Origin of the sequence: Streptomyces violaceus (genome assembly GCF_036014075.1) — a bacterium.
Classification (GTDB): domain Bacteria; phylum Actinomycetota; class Actinomycetes; order Streptomycetales; family Streptomycetaceae; genus Streptomyces; species Streptomyces violaceus.
This window is the reverse complement of sequence record NZ_CP107911.1, coordinates 672,494-688,293: the sequence shown is the minus strand read 5'-3', so window position 1 is coordinate 688,293 and position 15,800 is coordinate 672,494. Positions and strand designations below refer to the sequence as shown.

Below are 15,800 nucleotides of genomic sequence, written 5' to 3'. Positions count from 1 at the left end.
GCGAGCGGCTCAGGAAGCCTGGGTGTCGTCGTCCAGGAAGTGGAACCCGGGCCTGGGGTGCATCAGGAAGTCGTGATGCGAGATGTTCCAGGCGTAGGCACCCGCCAGGGAGAACACCACCCGGTCCCCGGCCCTGAGTTCCGGTACGGGTACCCGGCGGGACAGCACGTCCTTCGGCGTGCACAACTGCCCCGCGAGCGTGACGGGCCCGCTCTTCGCCGCCGGCCGGGGCCAGGGGTGCGGCCAGGTGTCCACCGGCAGGACCGAGCAGGGCTGGTCGTGTCCCTTCGTCGCCGGGGTGCGCAGATGGTGCGTGCCGCCCCGGACGACGGCGAACTCCTCGCCGTGGCTGTGCTTCACGTCCAGCACCTCCGTGGCGTACCAGCCGCAGTACGCGGTGAGCGCCCGCCCCGGCTCGATCCGCAGCGTCAGCCCCGGACGCGCCTCGGTGAGCCGGGCCAGCCCCTCGCCGCAGCTCGGCCGCGCAGATGTCCCGCGTGGGTGGAGTACGGTCACGCCTGGATCTCCCAGCGGAGGGTGGCCAGGAAGCCGGCGGCCACGCGGTCCACGGTGTCCTGGTCGGTGCCGGTGGCCCGCAGGACGCCGAGGTAATCGCGGTTGGTGCGGTACAGCTCGTGGCGTTCGCCCACCTCCCGCAGCGGACGGTACGTCAGACACACTCCGTCGACGCTGACCTCGGTGGCGGCCGGGGCGTCGGTCAGGGTGCCGGCCCTGTCGGCGCACGGGTACTCCAGGAGGGCGGCCCGGTCGCGGCGGGCAACCGGATCGGCCGGGAGCGGTTCGCCCAGGTGGGTGCAGAGGATGTGCTCGAACAGCGGGATGCCGAGGAGCCGTTCGAGCAGCAGGTCGCACTGGTCGCCGATGGCCCGGTAGTTGACCTCGATGATCCGTGCCCGCCCCTCGTGCACCACGAACTCGGTGTGACAGGCGCCGAATCCGACGCCGAGCGCGTCCAATTGGGTGAGGACCTGCGCGACGACCGGCTCGGGGTGGGCGGGGACGAACGTGAGGCGCTGCTCGACGAAGTGCGGTGGCGGCGACAGTTCGGTGCGGAAACCGCCCAGGACGTGGCGGACCCTGCCGTCGCCCAGGGTCTCCAGCGTGCACAGCTCGCCGGGGAGGTACTCCTCGACCACCAGGGTGGCGCCCGGCCGGCGCTCCAGGATCTCCTTGGTGCGGATCGCCAGGTCCTCGGGGCCGTCGACGAGTACGACGTCCTCGCTGGCCACGCCCTCACGGGGCTTGACGACACACGGGTAGGGCGCGGCCGGCGGGGCCGGTGTGGTGAGTTCGGCCGACCAGACGGTGTCCCCTCCGGTGGCGGCCAGCCGGCGGCGCATCTCCGCCTTGTCCTTGCAGCGCAGGGTGGCCCGCCAGTCCTTGCCGGGCAGGCCGAAGTAAGCGGCCGCCAGGGCGGCCTGGGTCTGGAGGTGGTCGCTGTTGGTGAAGACGGCATCAGGCGGGTCCTGGGTCGAGATCCGCGACACGACGGCCCGGAAGTCCCGCACGTCACACTCCAGGACCTCGACGTCCGGGCAGGTTCTGAGGTGGGCGTCGGGCTGGTCGGTGAGGACGGTGACGTCCAGGCCCAGCCGGGCGGCGGCGGGCAGGAAACCCTCGGTGACGGAGTCGGTCGGATTGAGGGCGAGCAGGTACAGGCGCATGGCGGTCTTCCATTGGTGAGTGGGGGCGGCGGCGGACAGCCCGCGCGAGACCCCCGTGACGTGGACGGCCCTTGATCGGCAGGGCGTTCACGAGCGCGTCCGACGATACCTTAGGTTAGCCTTACCTATCCAATCGCGGGTTGCAACTGCCCGTAGGAGTGATCGATGCGCACTGTCCTGGAGTCACCGCCGACCCTCGCCTCCGTCCTCGGTACCGCCTACCGGCGATTGACCGGCAGCTGCGAGGCCCTGACCGTCGAGGTCGCGGACACCCGGACGGCCTACGATCAACAGGCTTTCACCGGCGCCGAACTGATGTCGGACCAGTCCGCTCTCGACGCCTTCCTGGACGCCGAGGCGACGCGCATCCACACCCGCTTCGCCCACACCCCCCGCCCCCACGTCACCGCGTCACGCGCCCTGCACGACTACGCCTGGTCGATCGCCCTCCTGATGAGCGGCGTCTGGTACCTGGAGCGCCGGGTGCCGCGCATCCGGCCCCAGTCGGTGCGCCTGGACCTCGCGGCCGGGGCGTACACGATCACGCCCGAGCCCCGCGTCGCCTGCCTGCCCGGTGACCCCGTCGCCGCGCTGCCCGGCGCGGTGACCGTCGCGGGCGAGGAGGCCCTGCGGGCCGAGCTGCGCGCCGCGGTCGCCGACCACATGCGCCCGCTGCTCACCGCCCTCGGCCCCGCCGTGCGCCGCGGACCGCGCGCCCTGTGGGGCATGGTGGGCGACGACCTCGTCTCCGGCATCTGGTACCTGGGCCGCACCCTCGGCCAAGAGGAAGACGCCGTACGCGCGGCGACCGCCCTGCTCCCCGAACCCGTCAGCCCGTACCCCTCGGGAGCGGACTTCCGCCTGCTGACCGGCACCGACGGCCGCCGTCACACGACACGCACCCGCGCCGGCTGCTGCCTCTACTACGCCATCCGGCCCGACGAGGCCTGCGGCACCTGCCCCCGCACCTGCGACACGGAACGGCTGCGCCGGCTCGAGGAGTGACGAGCCGTCAGTCTTCCGCCTCCACCGTGCGCCAGAACGCCTCGACCCGCGCGTTGAACACCTCCGGCACCTCCTGGAACGGCTGATGAGCCTCTCCGGGCAGCACCTCGAACTCGGCGTCCGGGATGCCCTCCGCGACCTCACGGCCCAGGCGGGGCGGCGTCGCGAGGTCGAGTTCGCCGGCGAGGACGAGAGTCGGCGCGGTGATGCCGCCGAGGCGGTCGGACGTGTCATGGCGGCTGAATGCCGCGAGCTGGCGCTGGAAGGCTTCGGCGGACTGCGGGTGTTCGAAGGCCAGCGTCTCGTCGATGAGGCGGTCGACCAGACCGTCGGCGTGGGCGCGCGGTGTGTAGATCCACAGGTAGAACGCCTCGAGCATGGCGCGCTCGCTCGGGGCCCGCTCCACCATCCATTCCCAGAAGCGCGTCATGGCGCGGAAGTAGGAATCCGGGCGAGCCGTCGTGCTCATCAGGACCAGGCTGCGGACGAGGCCGGGATGCCTCAGCGCCAGCTCCTGGGCGATGAAGCTGCCTCCCGAGAAACCGGTCACGTGGGCGGCCGGTATCTGGAGCGTGCGCAGCAGCGCGGCGGCGTCGTCGGCCATCCGGGGCATGGTGAGCGGCCCCTCGGGCAGTGGCGTACGCCCGGCGCCGCGGTTGTCGAAGGCGGTGAGCCGGTAGCGGTCCGCGAGCCCGTCGAGCTGCGCCTGCCACGCCTCGGCGGGATCCCCGAGCCCTGAGATGAGCAGGACCTCGGGTCCCCGGCCCCGTCGCTCGACCCAGAGCTCCACGCCGCCGGTGTCGATCATCTGTCCCATGGCCGCCTCCCGGAGCAGGGAACCGTGGTCGTCACCCTCGCGCGGGCGCGATGTTCTGGTTGGCGTGGAACAGGTTGTCCGGGTCGTAGGTCCGCTTGACCCGGGCGAGCCTGTCGTAGTGGTCGCGGTACGTCGCCCGGACCCGCTCCTGGCCCTCGCCCGTACCCATGAAGTTCACGTACGAGCCGCCCATGGAGTACGGGTGCAGCTCCTCCTGGTAGTCGACGCACCACTGCCTGATGGCCCCGGCGTTGACCGGATCGGGATCGACACCGGCGAAGACGCCGGACCAGACCGCGTCCCGGTAGCTCCACGCCGTGTCGTCCGGGCCCACCCGGTGGGCCGCCCCGTCGACCGGGTAGAGGTGCATCAGGGAGAGCTGGGTGGGGTTGTTCTCGCCGTACTTGAGATGCACGTCCAGGGCGGCGTCCGGGATGTGGTCGAAGAAGTCGCCGCGCCAGTACCACTGGTAGCCGGCCGGGATCAGATCGTCGAACATGCTCTGCAGCCCGACGTACGGCATCGGAGTCGTGAAGTGGAAGGCCGGCGGCCCGGCCTCGTGCACCACGGAGAGCGTCTCGTCGAGCCGGTCCAGGTCGCCGGTGTGGCACCACACGATGCCGCACACCTTCCGCCGGTGGAGTTCCTCGGGGAAGGGCGGGCCGGGCGGGACGACGAAGACGTTGAAGAAGCCGTACACGTCCTCGGGCGCCTGCGGGAGGAATTCCCGATACCACCCCAGCACCTCGCGGAGGTGCTCGACCGGCCAGACGGTCACCCCGGCCCCGACCGTGTCCACCGGGTGCAGCCGGTAGGTCAGGGAGGTCGCGATGCCGAAGTTGCCGCCGCCTCCCCGCAGGGCCCAGAACAGGTCCGGGTGTTCGTCCGCGTTCGCGGTGACGTAACTGCCGTCCGCCAGCACGACGTCGGCGGCTATCAGATTGTCCGCGGTCAGGCCGTACCTGCGGGTGAGATAGCCGTGCCCGCCACCGAGGGTCAGGCCCCCCACCCCCGTCATGGAGATGATGCCGGTCGGGGTGGCCAGGCCGAAGGCGTGCGTGGCATGGTCCAGGTCGCCGAGCTGAGCGCCGCCGTCGGCCTGCGCGGTCTTCGCCGCCGGGTCGACGCGCACCCCGCGCATCGGCGAGAGGTCGATGGTGACGCCGTCGTCCACCAGGCACAGGCCCGGGCCGCTGTGCCCGCCGCCCCGCACGGCGAGTTCCAGACCGTGATCGCGGACGTAGGTGACCGCGGCCATGACATCCGCGGCTTCCGCGCACCGCACGATGGCGGCGGGGCGCTTGTCGATCATCGCGTTGTAGATCTTGCGGGCGTCGTCGTACTCGGCGTCCGGCGGGCCGATGACCGGTCCTCGCAGGGTGGTCCGCATGTCTTCCAGGGTGGCGCTGTTCATGACGATCTCCTCGGGACGCGTGACCGTGCTGCTATCACCAGCCTCCCGCCGACCGCGCGGCGATGCATGTCCGGAGGGCCCCCGCCCCCCTGCGGCAAGCGTTTACTGGACCGCGGAAGTCAGACCAGGGTGACCTCCACCGGCAGTTTCTTGATGCCGTTGACGAAATGCCGGGTCCGGTACCCGCCGGCCACCCGGCACACCGCGTAGATGCCGAACGAGATCGTCGTGACGTAGGGGCTGATGGGGATGCTGCTGCCCAGGGCGAGCAGGATGCCGCCCTCGATCGAGGCCACGGCGAACAGCACGCTCAGCACGGGCAGCAGCACCGGCGACGCGGTGACGCGGGCGGCGGCAGCGGCCGGGGTGACGACCAGGGTGAGCACCAGCAGCGCGCCGACGACCTGCACCGACAGGGCGACCGTGAGCCCGAGCACCAGCATGAACGCGAGGGACAGCGCCCGCACCGGCACCCCGCGCGCCTCGGCCACGTCCGGGTCGGTGCTGGCGAAGGTGAGCGGACGCCACATGACCGCCAGGGCGATGAGCACCAGCACGGACGTGCCGAGCAGCCATGACATCTGCGGCGTGTCCACGGCCACGATCTGCCCGGTGAGCAGCCCGAACTTGTTGGCCGCCCGGCCCTTGTAGAGGGCCAGGAAGAGCACGCCCAGGCCCAGCCCGAACGGCATGATGATGCCGATCACCGAATTGCGGTCCCGGGCCCGGGACCCCAGCACCCCGATGGCCCCGGCCGCGAGGAGCGAGCCGGCGATCGAGCCCGCCACGATGTTCGCGCCCAGCAGCAGCGCCGCCGAGGCGCCCGCGAAGGACAGTTCGCTGATGCCGTGCACCGCGAACGGCAGGTCCCGCATCAGCACGAACACCCCGGCCAGCCCGCCCACGAGCCCCAGCGCCACGCCCGCGACGAGGGAGTTGCGGACCAGGGCGAGGAGTTCGCCGTAGTCGGTGAAGTCGAAGATCTGGTGCCAGATCCCGTCGGCGAGTGTCATGCGCGCACTCCGTCCGTCTCGTGCGTCTGCTCGGGATGGTGCGCCGGGGCGGCCGACTCGTCGGGCGCTCCCGCGACCACCACCCGGCCGCGCACCCGTACGACATCGACCTGCGTGCCGTAGAGCCGGGACAGCGACTCGGACGTCAGCACCTCGTCCGGGGTGCCGACGCGGTGGCCGCCGGGGGCCAGGTACAGCACCCGGTCGACCAGCCCCAGCACCGGGTTGATCTCGTGCGTCACGAAGACCACCGCCGTGCCGTGGGCGCGGCGCCGGGCGTCGATCAGTTCGGTGACGGCCCGCTGGTGGTTCAGGTCGAGGGACAGCAGCGGCTCGTCGCACAGCAGGATGCGCGGGTCGGTGGCCAGGGCCTGCCCGATGCGGACGCGTTGCCGTTCGCCGCCGGACAGCATCCCGAGCGGGGCATCGGCGTAGGCCGAGGCGCCGACCGACTCGAGGATCTCGTCCACCCGGCGGCGGACCCCGCCGGTGCGCAGCCGTGGCCCGAAGAGGTGCCCGTCGATGCCGAACCGCACGAGGTCCCGGGCACGCAGCAAGGCCTGGGCGGACAGCGCGGCCTGCTGTGGGACGTAGCCGACGTCCCGGGCGGCGTCGCGCGCGGGACGGCCGAGGACGGTCAGCGTCCCGGCGGACAGCGGCCGGCGGCCCAGCAACGCCCGTACGAAACTGGTCTTGCCCGCGCCGTTCGGCCCCAGCACGGCCAGGAACTCCCCGGGCCGTACGTCGAGATCGAGGCCGCTCCACACCTCGCGGGCGCCGTACGAAAGGGCCGCGCCGCGCAGACTGATGACAGGGGCGGCGCCGTCCTGTCGGGATATCGGGGTCACTTGGCCAGCGCGTTCGCGAGCGCGTCGACGTTGGCGGTCATCCAGCCGAGGTAGTCCTTGCCCTTCGGCAGGGTCTCGGTCACGGGCACGACGGGGATGCCGGCCGCCTTGGCCGCCGCCTCGGTCTTCTCGGTCTGCGGGCCGGAGGTCTGCTCGTTGTAGACGAGGGCCCGGACCTTCCTGCCGCTGAACAGCGCCAGGTTCTCCTGGAGGGTCCGCGGGGAGACGTCGTCCCCCTCCTCGATCGCCTCGCTGAACTCGGCGGGCGTCCGGTTGATCAGGCCGCTCGCCTCGGTCATGTACAGCGGCACGGGCTCGGTGATCGCCACGCCCGCTCCGCCGTGCTCCTTCTTGATCCGGGCTTCCTTCGCCTCCAGGGGCGCGAGCTTCGCCTTGAAAGCGGCTGCGTTCTTTCCGAAGGCGCTCGCGTCGGACGGGTCGGCCTTGGTGAGGGCCGCGGCTATCCGGTCGACGACCTTGGCGACGGTGGGGAAGTCGTACCAGACGTGCTCGTTCAGCTCGCCGCCCTTCGGTGCGGTCTTGCCGGAGACGTTCACCGCGTTGATCACCTGGGCGGAGTCGTTGTGGCCGCCCTTCAGCATGCGGTCGACGAAGTCGTCGTAGCCGCCGCCGTTCTCGACGACGACCTCGGCCTTGGAGAGGGCGAGCTGGTTCTGGGGGTCGGCCTCGTAGGAGTGCGGGTCCTGGTCGGGGTCGCTGATGACCGAGGTGACATCGGCTCTGTCGCCGCCGACGCGCCGCACGATGTCGCCGTAGACGTCCGTGGAGGCGACCACCGCGACGCGGGCCGGTGTGCTCTTGGCGGCGGTGGAGTCCGACGAGCTGCCGCAGCCCGCGAGAAGGGCCAGTGACGCGCTGGTCAGCAGCGCCAGGCGGCGGGACGTGGGCAGGGGCATGGCTTGGCTCCTCCATGACGGACGTGCACAGGGGGTACTTGGCAGCCGCCACGCTAGATGGGAATGAATGTCAAGAGCGGGTCCTGGCCGAAGCCATGTGAAAACCATTGCCAATTATTGAACCGGAGGTCTGGAGTGCTCTGGACTAGAAATCCAATCATTGGACGAGTAGTCTAAATCCATGCGAGAGACTCTGACCGCGGAACGGGATGCGATCCTCGCCGCGCTGACACCGGTCGCCGAAGGGATCGCCGCGACCTTCGGTCCGCTCTGTGAAGTCGTGCTGCACGACTACCGGAACCCGGAGAAGTCGGTCGTCGCCGTCGCCGGATCGGTGACCGGGCGGACGGTGGGCGGCGCGATGAGCGAGATCGGCATGCGCGTCCTCGCCGGCGGTGACGAGGCGGCCGACGAACTGAACTACGTGACCCGCACCCGGAACGGAGCGCTGGTGAAGTCCTCCACGATGGTGCTGAGGGATCCCACGGGGGTCGTGTTCGGCGCGCTCTGCGTCAACCTGGACGTCAGTGCCGTCAGCCAGGTCCACGGCCTGCTCGGCGCACTCGCCGGAATCCGTCCTGAGCCGGCGGAGCTGCCGACCACCACCTTCGGCAACGACATCGACTCCGTGGTCGACGCCCTCGTCGACGTCCACCAGTCGAAGCAGCGGGGGAGCTGGGCGGAACTGGACCGCGCGGAGCGCCTGGAGCTGTTCGGCGGGCTGGACACGCGCGGTGTCTTCGCCGTGCGCGGCGCGGTCGAGCAGGTCGCCGCCCGGCTCGGCATCTCCCGCGCCTCCGCCTACAACTACCTCTCCCAGGCCCGGGCCGCCCACGACACTTCCACCGGAGGACCCGCGTGACGACCACCACCCCACCGGTCGCCCTCGACGACGTCCGGGACGCCGCCGCCCGGCTCAAGGGCGTCGCCCACCGCACCCCGGTGCTGCGCTCCCGCACCCTCGACACGCTCGCCGGTGCCGAGGTCCACCTCAAGTGCGAGAACTTCCAGCGCGTCGGCGCCTTCAAGTTCCGCGGCGCCTACAACGCCGCCTCCCGCCTCACCCCCGAGCAACTGTCCCGGGGAATCGCCGCCTACTCCTCCGGCAACCACGCCCAGGCCGTCGCCCTGGCCGCCCGCGAACTCGGCACCACCGCCGTGATCGTCATGCCGGAGGACGCCCCGCCGTCGAAACGGGCGGCCACCGCCGGCTACGGCGCCGAGATCGTCACCTATGACCGCTACACCGGCGACCGCGTGGCCATCGCCGAGGCGCTGGCCGCCGAGCGGGGTCTCACCGTCATCCCGCCGTACGAGCACCCGCACGTGATGGCCGGGCAGGGCACGGCCGCGTTCGAACTCCTCGAAGAGGCGGGGGAGTTGGGGGCGATAGTGACACCGGTCGGTGGCGGCGGGCTGATGGCCGGGAGTGCCACGGTGGCCAAGGGGCTGCACCCGGGCATCCGGATGATCGGCGTCGAACCGGAGGCCGGGGACGACACCAAGCGCTCGCTGGAGGCGGGGCGGCGCATCAGCATCCCGGTGCCGCACACCATCGCCGACGGACAAGCCCTGCACACACCGGGCGAACTCACCTTCTCCGTCAACCGGCGGCTCGTCGACGCGATCGCGCTGGTCACCGACGACGAGATCAGGGACGCGATGCGGTTCGCCTTCGAACGCCTGAAGATCGTCCTCGAGCCGAGCGGCGCCACCCCGCTCGCCGCACTGCTGACCGGCCGCGCGGGCCGTCTCCCGCGCCGCGTCGGTGTCATCCTCTCCGGCGGCAACATCGACGCCGGACGCTTCGCCGAGCTCTGCGGACAGCACGCCTGAGCGGGCGTTCCCTGGTTGGCGGTCCCGGAGGGGCGGGCGGACGATGGAGGGTAGGAGGCCGGCCGTCGACGCGCGGTGTCCAGGGCCGCCGGGGAGACCGGCCCCGGCCGCGGTGCGTCGCGGCCGGAAGGGAGCGCGTCATGTTGGAAGTGAAGACGCTCGACAAGCCGGACGAGCGGCGTGATTTCCCGCGCGGTCACCTCGAAGCCGTCCATATGACGGACCTCGACTTCGCCGTGGCGACCTTCGAGCCCGGCTGGCGCTGGACCGAGTCCGTGGCCCCGCTCGCGGGCACCGGCACCTGTCAGATGCACCACAACGGCTACGTCCTCCAAGGCCGCATGCGCATCCGCATGGACGACGGCGGCGAGGTCGAGGTCGGCCCCGGCGACGTCTACGTCGTCTCGCCCGGACACGACGCCTGGGTCGTGGGCGACGAGCAGGCCGTGGTCTACGACTTCCAGGGGCAGACGGCGAGGGAGTTCGCGAAGAAGTAGTATCGCCTTGCTCTACGGAAACCGATCGGTTTATGCTCCCTTCAAGGGAAACCGATCGGTTTCCTATGTGGAGAACATGAGGGAGACCCCTATGACCGCCATCGAAGGTTCCGTCGCGCTGGTCACCGGCGGCAGCCGCGGCATCGGCCGGGCCCTGGTCGAGGCCCTGTACGAGCGGGGTGCGAAGAAGGTGTACGCCACCGCCCGCGACCCGCGCACCGTCACGCACCCCGACGCCGTGCCGCTCGCGCTGGAGGTCACCGACCCCGCGTCCGTCACGGCGGCGGCCGAGCAGGCGCAGGACGTCACCCTGCTGCTCAACAACGCGGGCGCGTCGGTGAACGCGAACTTCCTCGACTCGCCCGTCGAGGACGTCCGCCGGGAGTTCGAGACCAACTTCTACGGGCCGCTCCTGGTGACCAGGGCCTTCGTCCCCGTCATCGAACGCAACGGCGGCGGCCACATCCTCAACGTCCACTCCGTGCTGTCGTGGATCGGCCTCGCCGGCTCCTACAGCGCCTCCAAGGCAGCCTTCTGGTCGCAGACCAACTCGCTGCGACTCGACCTGAAGCCGCGGGGCATCGAGGTCACCGGGCTGCACGTCGGGTACGTCGACACCGATCTGACCGCCGCCGTCGACGCTCCGAAGTCCACGGCCGAGAGTGTCGCGGCCCAGGCCCTCGACGGGATCGCGTCGGGCGCCTACGAGGTCCTGGCCGATGACATCTCCCGGCAGGTCAAGGCCGGGCTGGCGGCCGACCCTGCCGCTCTCTACCCGCAGCTCGCCGTCGCCTGATCACGCCCTTGGTCACACCGGCAGCAGCCGCGCCACCAGCGCGCTGAGCTGTCGGACATTGCGGCACTCGTGCATCTCGACCAGCTCGGCATAGACCGGCGCGGCGGAGTCGCCCGTGCCCCAGCGGGAGCGCTGCTCGGGGTTCAACCAGTAGACGCGGCGCGCCCGTTCGGCGAGCTGCCGCACGGCAGGCAGGTTCGGGTCGCTCATGTTCGTACGGGCGTCACCGAGGACGAACACGGTCGTGCGCGGACCGACCGCGTCGCCGTAGATCTCGGCGAACTCGCCCAGCGCCATGCCGTAGTCGCTGCTGTCGTGCCAGCCGGTGAGGGTTGCTTCCGCCCCGATGCGGGCACTGAGCCCTTCCGGGTCCGCGGTGCCGTGCCGAAGGAGCGCGGTCACCTCGTCGATCCGGTTGACGAAGGCGAACACCCGCACCTTGCTGAACTGGTCGTGCAGCGCCTGGACCAGCAGCATCGTGAAGTCCGAGAAGCCGGACACCGACCCCGACACATCGCACAGCAGCACCAGTTCGGGCCGGGCGGGGCGGCGCCTGCGCAACACCGGCTTCATCGGCACCCCGCCCGTCGACAGCGAACCGCGCAGGGTCCGCCGCAGGTCGATCGTGCCCCGGGAGGCGCGGCGGCGCCGGGCCGCGAGCCGGGTCGCGAGCTTGCGGGCGAGCGGCTGAACCGCCCTGCGCAGCTCGGCGAGCCGGGCCTTCCCGGCGAACAGGAAGTCGACCCGGTCGGCCGTCGGAGCCACCGCCCGCCGGGCGATCTCGTCCCGGTCGCGCCGCTCGGCGACCCGGCGCCGCGCCTCGGTGGCCACCAATGCGCGGAAGCTCTCGATCCGTCGCCGGATCTCGTCCTCCAGCAGCCGGTCGGCGAACCCCGAACTGCCGCCCTGCCCCCGCACGTCGTCGCGGACCCGGGCGAGCAGGGTCTGCGGGCGCAGCCGTTCGAGCGCCTGGTACGACGACCAGCCGTCCGACTCCGGCGAGGAACCGTAGCCACCGAAACCGTCGACCGCCTCGACCGCCAGCCGGCCCAGCAGCGCCTGGTCGTCGGCGGCGAGGGCGGCTGCCAGCCGGTCGCGCAGATCCTCCCGGCCGACGGCCTTCTGCTCCGGGCCGCCGACGCCGCGCGGGAAGTACAGGTCGAAGACCGGGTCGAACACCTGCCGTTGCCCGGTGCCGTGCAGCAGCGTCGCCGCCAGCCCCTCGCGCAGCAGCTCCCGGTCCGTGAGGCCGAGCGCCTCGATCGCCTGCCCCGCGTCGACTGTCTCGCCGGTGCCGATCCGGATGCCGTGCGCGCGCAGTGCCCCGACCAGGGACGTCAGCCGCTCCGCGACGCCCGCGCCCGTCGGGGTGGTCACAGGGCGTCCAGGTCGAGCTTGGCGCTCGCCTTAAGGACGTCCTCCTGATGCTTGAGGAGCACGCCGAGGCTGGCCCGCACGACCGTCTCGTCCAGGGTGTCGGCGCCCAGCGCGAGCAGCGTGCGCGCCCAGTCGATGGTCTCGGCGACCGACGGCACCTTGCGCAGGTCCATCGCCCGCAGCGCGCCCACGACCCGGACGACCGAGCGGGCCAGCGCCTCGTCGAGCCCCGGCACCTTCAGCCGTACGATCCGGCGCTCCAGCGCCTCGTCCGGGAAGCCGATGTGGAGGAAGAGGCAGCGGCGGCGCAGTGCCTCGGACAGCTCCCGGCTCGCGTTGGAGGTGAGGACGACGAAGGGGCGGCGCGTCGCCGTGATGGTGCCCAGCTCGGGCACGGTCACCTGGAAGTCGCTGAGCACTTCCAGGAGCAGGCCCTCCACCTCGACGTCCGCCTTGTCGGTCTCGTCGATCAGCAGCACCTTCGGGTCGTCACCCCGGATGGCGGTCAGCAGCGGCCGGGTGAGCAGGAACTCCTCGCTGAAGATGTCCGTGCGCGTCTCGTCCCACGACTCGTCGCGGCCCGCGCTGATGCGCAGGAGCTGCTTGGCGTGGTTCCACTCGTACAGGGCCCGGGACTCGTCGACCCCCTCGTAGCACTGGAGGCGCACCAGCCGCGCGCCCGCGACCTCGGCGACGGCCTTGGCCAGCTCCGTCTTGCCGACTCCGGCCGGGCCCTCGACCAGCAGTGGCTTGCCCAGGCGGTCGGCTAGGAAGACGGTCGTGGCGACGGCGGGCGAGGGGAGATACCCGGTCTCGGCCAGACGTGCGGAGACGTCGTCGACGGATGTGAACAACGGGGCCTCCAGGGCGGCGGCGGTGGTCAGGGGCACTATCTAAGCGCTTGTTCAGTCAGGATGTCACGGGGGTTCCGTGCACCGGAAGGTGGTAGACCGATCGGTTTCCCCGCTTCCCGGGGTGAGGCTGGTCTTTGACGGGGCCGGTGCCCGGGCCGGGGCCGGGATCGAGACCCTGGACGGCCTGACCACGGCGACCGTGACCGCGCTGCTGGACGCGTCCGGCATGCGGTGAAGGGGCGGCCGCCGACGCGACCGCCCCTAGCAACCGTCCTGTTCATCACGCCACCGCGACCGCCCCGACAGCCGGAGTGCGCAGCGTCCGCCGGGCCGTGGCCAGGCTCGTGCCCAGCGTCACCACCGCCGCGACCGCGACGACCGCCGCGCCGATGCCGAAGAACTCGCCCGGCACCACCTCGTCGGTGCGCGTCACGGTGAAGGGGACGACCCCCGCCAGCGCCGCCAGCGCGCCGAAGAACACCCCCGTGACCATCAGGATCAGCCCTTCGACCCCCACCAGCCCGAGCACCTGCCCCGGAGTCGCCCCCGCGAGGCGCTGCTGCCCGAACTCCCTGATCCGGTAACTGGTCGCAGCGTAAAGCGAGTTGACCAGCATGACGCACACGAAGACCACGATGATCCCGACGACCGTGAAGTTGAGCGTCTCGAGGTTCTTCGCGTCGACCGACTTGACCGCCCCCGAAGCCTCGACGGCGTCGCTCTCCACCGCCTGCATGGTCAGCGTCGCCGTGGCGACCGCCGTGAAAAGGATCAGCGACATCAGGATCCCGGCGAGCCGCCCGGCCCGCTCGCGCAGATTGCGCACCGCCAGCCAGCCGCTCGCGCCGCCGAGCGGCAGCCGGTCCAGCACGGCCGCCAGCAGCCGCGGCGCCCGCAGCGCGCACCCGACGGACAGCAGGATCGCCCCGTACGCCGGCGGTGCCATCAGCGCGGCGTCCGTCGCCGAGAACACGAACGTCGAGGTGGCCGACGCGGCACCGGCCACCAGAGCGGTGTAGGCGAGGACCGTCCGCGCCCGGCCCCGCTGCCGGCTCCCGCCCGTCGCGCGCCGCACGGCGAGGAACGCGGCCCCCACGGCGGCGAACAGCGTGATGCCGATACCGGACGAAAGCGCCACCGGACCGAAGGAGTGGTCGACGGACCGTGCGACCTGACCGCTGTCCTGGAACACCTCCAGCAGCGCCCGGCCGCCGAGCAGCGCCGGGCCGATCGCCAGCGCCGCGCCCACCAGGGCCACGGCCAGCGCCTCACCCACGACCATCCGCTTGATCTGCGCCGGAGTCGCCCCCGAGCAGCGCAACAGCTCCATCTCGGCGGCCCGCTGACGCACGTTCACCGTCAGCGTCGAGGCGACCGCGAAGAACACCAGCAGGGTGCCGTAGCCGCCGACCACGCCCGCCGCGGTGGACAGGGTCTCCTTGCTCACCGGGTCCACGCCCGGCTGCCCGGCCGTGTCGTGCATCGAGTTGAACGTCATGACGATCACCGCACCGAGGAACGCGGACAGCAGGGTCGCGAGGAACCGCCCGGGCCGCTGCCGTATGGACCGCATCGCGAGGACGAACACGGTTCACACCCCCGCCTTCACGTCGTCGCCCAGGTGCGCCAGGCGCTCCGCGACCGCGTCGGCCGTCGGCGCGTCCATGCGGCCCGCGAGCCGGCCGTCCGCCAGGAACAGCACGGTGTCGGCGTACGAGGCGGCGACCGGGTCGTGCGTCACCATCACCACCGTCCGGCCGTGCGCCCGCACCGCCTGCCGGAGCAGGTGCAGCACGTCCCGCGCGCTGCGCGTGTCCAGCGCGCCCGTCGGCTCGTCCGCGAAGATCACCCGCGGTTCGGTGACGAGCGCCCGGGCGATCGCGACCCGCTGGCGCTGACCGCCCGACAACTGATCGGGCCGGTGCCCGAGCCGGTCACCCAACCCCACCGCCGAAAGCATCTCGCGGACCCGCTGCCGGTCCACCCGCCGACCGGCCAGCTTCAGCGGCAGCACCGTGTTCTGAGCGACGGTCAGCGTCTCCAGCAGGTTGTACTGCTGGAACACGAACCCGATCCGGCCGCGCCGGAACTTCGTCAGCTCGGCCTCGCCGCCGCCCGTCAGCTCCGTGCCGTCGACCTGCACGATCCCGCTGTCGGGCCGGTCAAGACCCGCCGCGCACTGCAGCAGCGTCGACTTGCCGGAACCGGACGGCCCCATCACCGCCGTGAACGTGCCACGCGCCAGGCCGAGCGTCACACCGTCCAGGGCGGTCACGGCGCTGTCGGCGCTCCCGTACGTCTTGGTGACCTTGACCAGCCGCAGCGCCTCGGCCGCGGGTCCCGGGTCCTGGTCCTGTCGTGGGCCGCTCGTGCGTACCATCGTCGTCCCCCTTCGTCCGACACGCCCTGTGTCTCGTCCTCGACGCTACGGAGAAGGTGACGTGACCACACTGGCCGCAGAGCCCGTATCGGGGGTGTACTCAGCGACACCCCGGGGGTACCCGATCACACCAGCACCGAAGGGTTGACACGGCATGCGGATCGATCTGCAGGGCCGCACCGCGCTGGTGACCGGCTCCACGCGGGGCATCGGCGCCGCGATCGCCTCGGGCCTGGCCCGGGCGGGCGCCAGGGTGGGTGTCAACGGCCGCTCGCCCGGGCGGGTACGGGAGGCCGTGGACCGGATGCGGGGCGAGGCCCCCGGCGCCGATCGTCGCGTCGACGGCGGCTACGTCGACTCG

At 71.7% G+C, this 15,800-nt stretch carries 15 protein-coding genes and 2 pseudogenes; 6 read left to right on the top strand and 11 right to left on the bottom strand.

Annotated features, from left to right (window positions below):
• Positions 1–9: 9 nt before the first annotated feature.
• Positions 10–471: pseudogene (locus OG542_RS03170) on the bottom strand (type III PLP-dependent enzyme); the annotation flags it as partial.
• A gap of 41 nt (positions 472–512) precedes the next feature.
• The gene (locus OG542_RS03165; RefSeq protein ID WP_328407972.1) at positions 513–1,685 is read right to left on the bottom strand and encodes an ATP-grasp domain-containing protein; all 1,173 of its coding nucleotides are present in this window, start codon (positions 1,683–1,685) and stop codon (positions 513–515) included.
• A 165-nt stretch (positions 1,686–1,850) separates the two neighbouring features.
• On the opposite strand from OG542_RS03165, the gene OG542_RS03160 reads away from it, so the two are divergent.
• On the top strand, positions 1,851–2,690 hold the full coding sequence (locus OG542_RS03160; RefSeq protein ID WP_328407970.1) for a (2Fe-2S)-binding protein: 840 nt from the start codon (positions 1,851–1,853) through the stop codon (positions 2,688–2,690).
• 7 nt (positions 2,691–2,697) lie between these two features.
• Here the strand turns inward: OG542_RS03160 and OG542_RS03155 are convergent, their stop codons facing one another.
• The 5 genes from OG542_RS03155 to OG542_RS03135 form a co-directional block, all read right to left on the bottom strand.
• Positions 2,698–3,507 (bottom strand): alpha/beta fold hydrolase, encoded by an 810-nt coding sequence (locus OG542_RS03155; RefSeq protein WP_193481336.1) that lies wholly within the window; start codon positions 3,505–3,507, stop codon positions 2,698–2,700.
• A gap of 31 nt (positions 3,508–3,538) precedes the next feature.
• Positions 3,539–4,921 carry an FAD-binding oxidoreductase gene (locus OG542_RS03150; protein WP_328407967.1) on the bottom strand — a complete coding sequence of 461 codons (1,383 nt, stop codon included), beginning with the start codon at positions 4,919–4,921 and terminating at the stop codon, positions 3,539–3,541.
• Between the two features lie 119 nt (positions 4,922–5,040).
• Positions 5,041–5,934, bottom strand: coding sequence for a metal ABC transporter permease (locus tag OG542_RS03145; protein WP_328407965.1), 894 nt, complete (start codon positions 5,932–5,934; stop codon positions 5,041–5,043).
• Positions 5,931–6,782, bottom strand: coding sequence for a metal ABC transporter ATP-binding protein (locus tag OG542_RS03140; protein ID WP_328407963.1), 852 nt, complete (start codon positions 6,780–6,782; stop codon positions 5,931–5,933). Before OG542_RS03140 ends, OG542_RS03145 begins: the two co-directional genes overlap by 4 nt.
• A complete protein-coding gene (locus tag OG542_RS03135; protein WP_328407961.1) occupies positions 6,779–7,699 on the bottom strand; it encodes a metal ABC transporter solute-binding protein, Zn/Mn family in 921 nt (306 codons plus the stop codon). Before OG542_RS03135 ends, OG542_RS03140 begins: the two co-directional genes overlap by 4 nt.
• Positions 7,700–7,880: 181 nt before the next feature.
• Between OG542_RS03135 and OG542_RS03130 the strand changes: the two genes are divergently transcribed.
• The 4 genes from OG542_RS03130 to OG542_RS03115 all read left to right on the top strand — a co-directional run bounded on the left by OG542_RS03130 (position 7,881) and on the right by OG542_RS03115 (position 10,828).
• Positions 7,881–8,561 (top strand): helix-turn-helix transcriptional regulator, encoded by a 681-nt coding sequence (locus OG542_RS03130; protein WP_328407959.1) that lies wholly within the window; start codon positions 7,881–7,883, stop codon positions 8,559–8,561.
• Positions 8,558–9,535, top strand: a complete 978-nt coding sequence (locus tag OG542_RS03125) for a pyridoxal-phosphate dependent enzyme (protein WP_328407957.1) — start codon at positions 8,558–8,560, stop codon at positions 9,533–9,535. Before OG542_RS03130 ends, OG542_RS03125 begins: the two co-directional genes overlap by 4 nt.
• Before the next feature lie 140 nt (positions 9,536–9,675).
• On the top strand, positions 9,676–10,032 hold the full coding sequence (locus OG542_RS03120; RefSeq protein ID WP_328407954.1) for a cupin domain-containing protein: 357 nt from the start codon (positions 9,676–9,678) through the stop codon (positions 10,030–10,032).
• Positions 10,033–10,123: 91 nt separating this feature from the next.
• Entirely contained in the window at positions 10,124–10,828 is a 705-nt protein-coding gene (locus tag OG542_RS03115) for an SDR family oxidoreductase (protein ID WP_328407952.1), read from the top strand.
• Positions 10,829–10,840: 12 nt separating this feature from the next.
• Here the strand turns inward: OG542_RS03115 and OG542_RS03110 are convergent, their stop codons facing one another.
• The 4 genes from OG542_RS03110 to OG542_RS03090 all read right to left on the bottom strand — a co-directional run bounded on the left by OG542_RS03110 (position 10,841) and on the right by OG542_RS03090 (position 15,439).
• Positions 10,841–12,205, bottom strand: a complete 1,365-nt coding sequence (locus OG542_RS03110) for a vWA domain-containing protein (RefSeq protein ID WP_328407950.1) — start codon at positions 12,203–12,205, stop codon at positions 10,841–10,843.
• Positions 12,202–13,059, bottom strand: coding sequence for an AAA family ATPase (locus tag OG542_RS03105; RefSeq protein WP_328417735.1), 858 nt, complete (start codon positions 13,057–13,059; stop codon positions 12,202–12,204). Before OG542_RS03105 ends, OG542_RS03110 begins: the two co-directional genes overlap by 4 nt.
• A gap of 280 nt (positions 13,060–13,339) precedes the next feature.
• Complete coding sequence (locus tag OG542_RS03095) at positions 13,340–14,647, bottom strand: ABC transporter permease (protein ID WP_328407948.1); 1,308 nt, start codon at positions 14,645–14,647, stop codon at positions 13,340–13,342.
• Positions 14,648–14,650: 3 nt separating this feature from the next.
• A complete protein-coding gene (locus OG542_RS03090; RefSeq protein ID WP_328407946.1) occupies positions 14,651–15,439 on the bottom strand; it encodes an ABC transporter ATP-binding protein in 789 nt (262 codons plus the stop codon).
• A gap of 154 nt (positions 15,440–15,593) precedes the next feature.
• Between OG542_RS03090 and OG542_RS03085 the strand changes: the two are divergent.
• A pseudogene (locus tag OG542_RS03085) lies at positions 15,594–15,770 on the top strand (SDR family NAD(P)-dependent oxidoreductase); the annotation flags it as partial.
• Between the last annotated feature and the right edge of the window lie 30 nt (positions 15,771–15,800).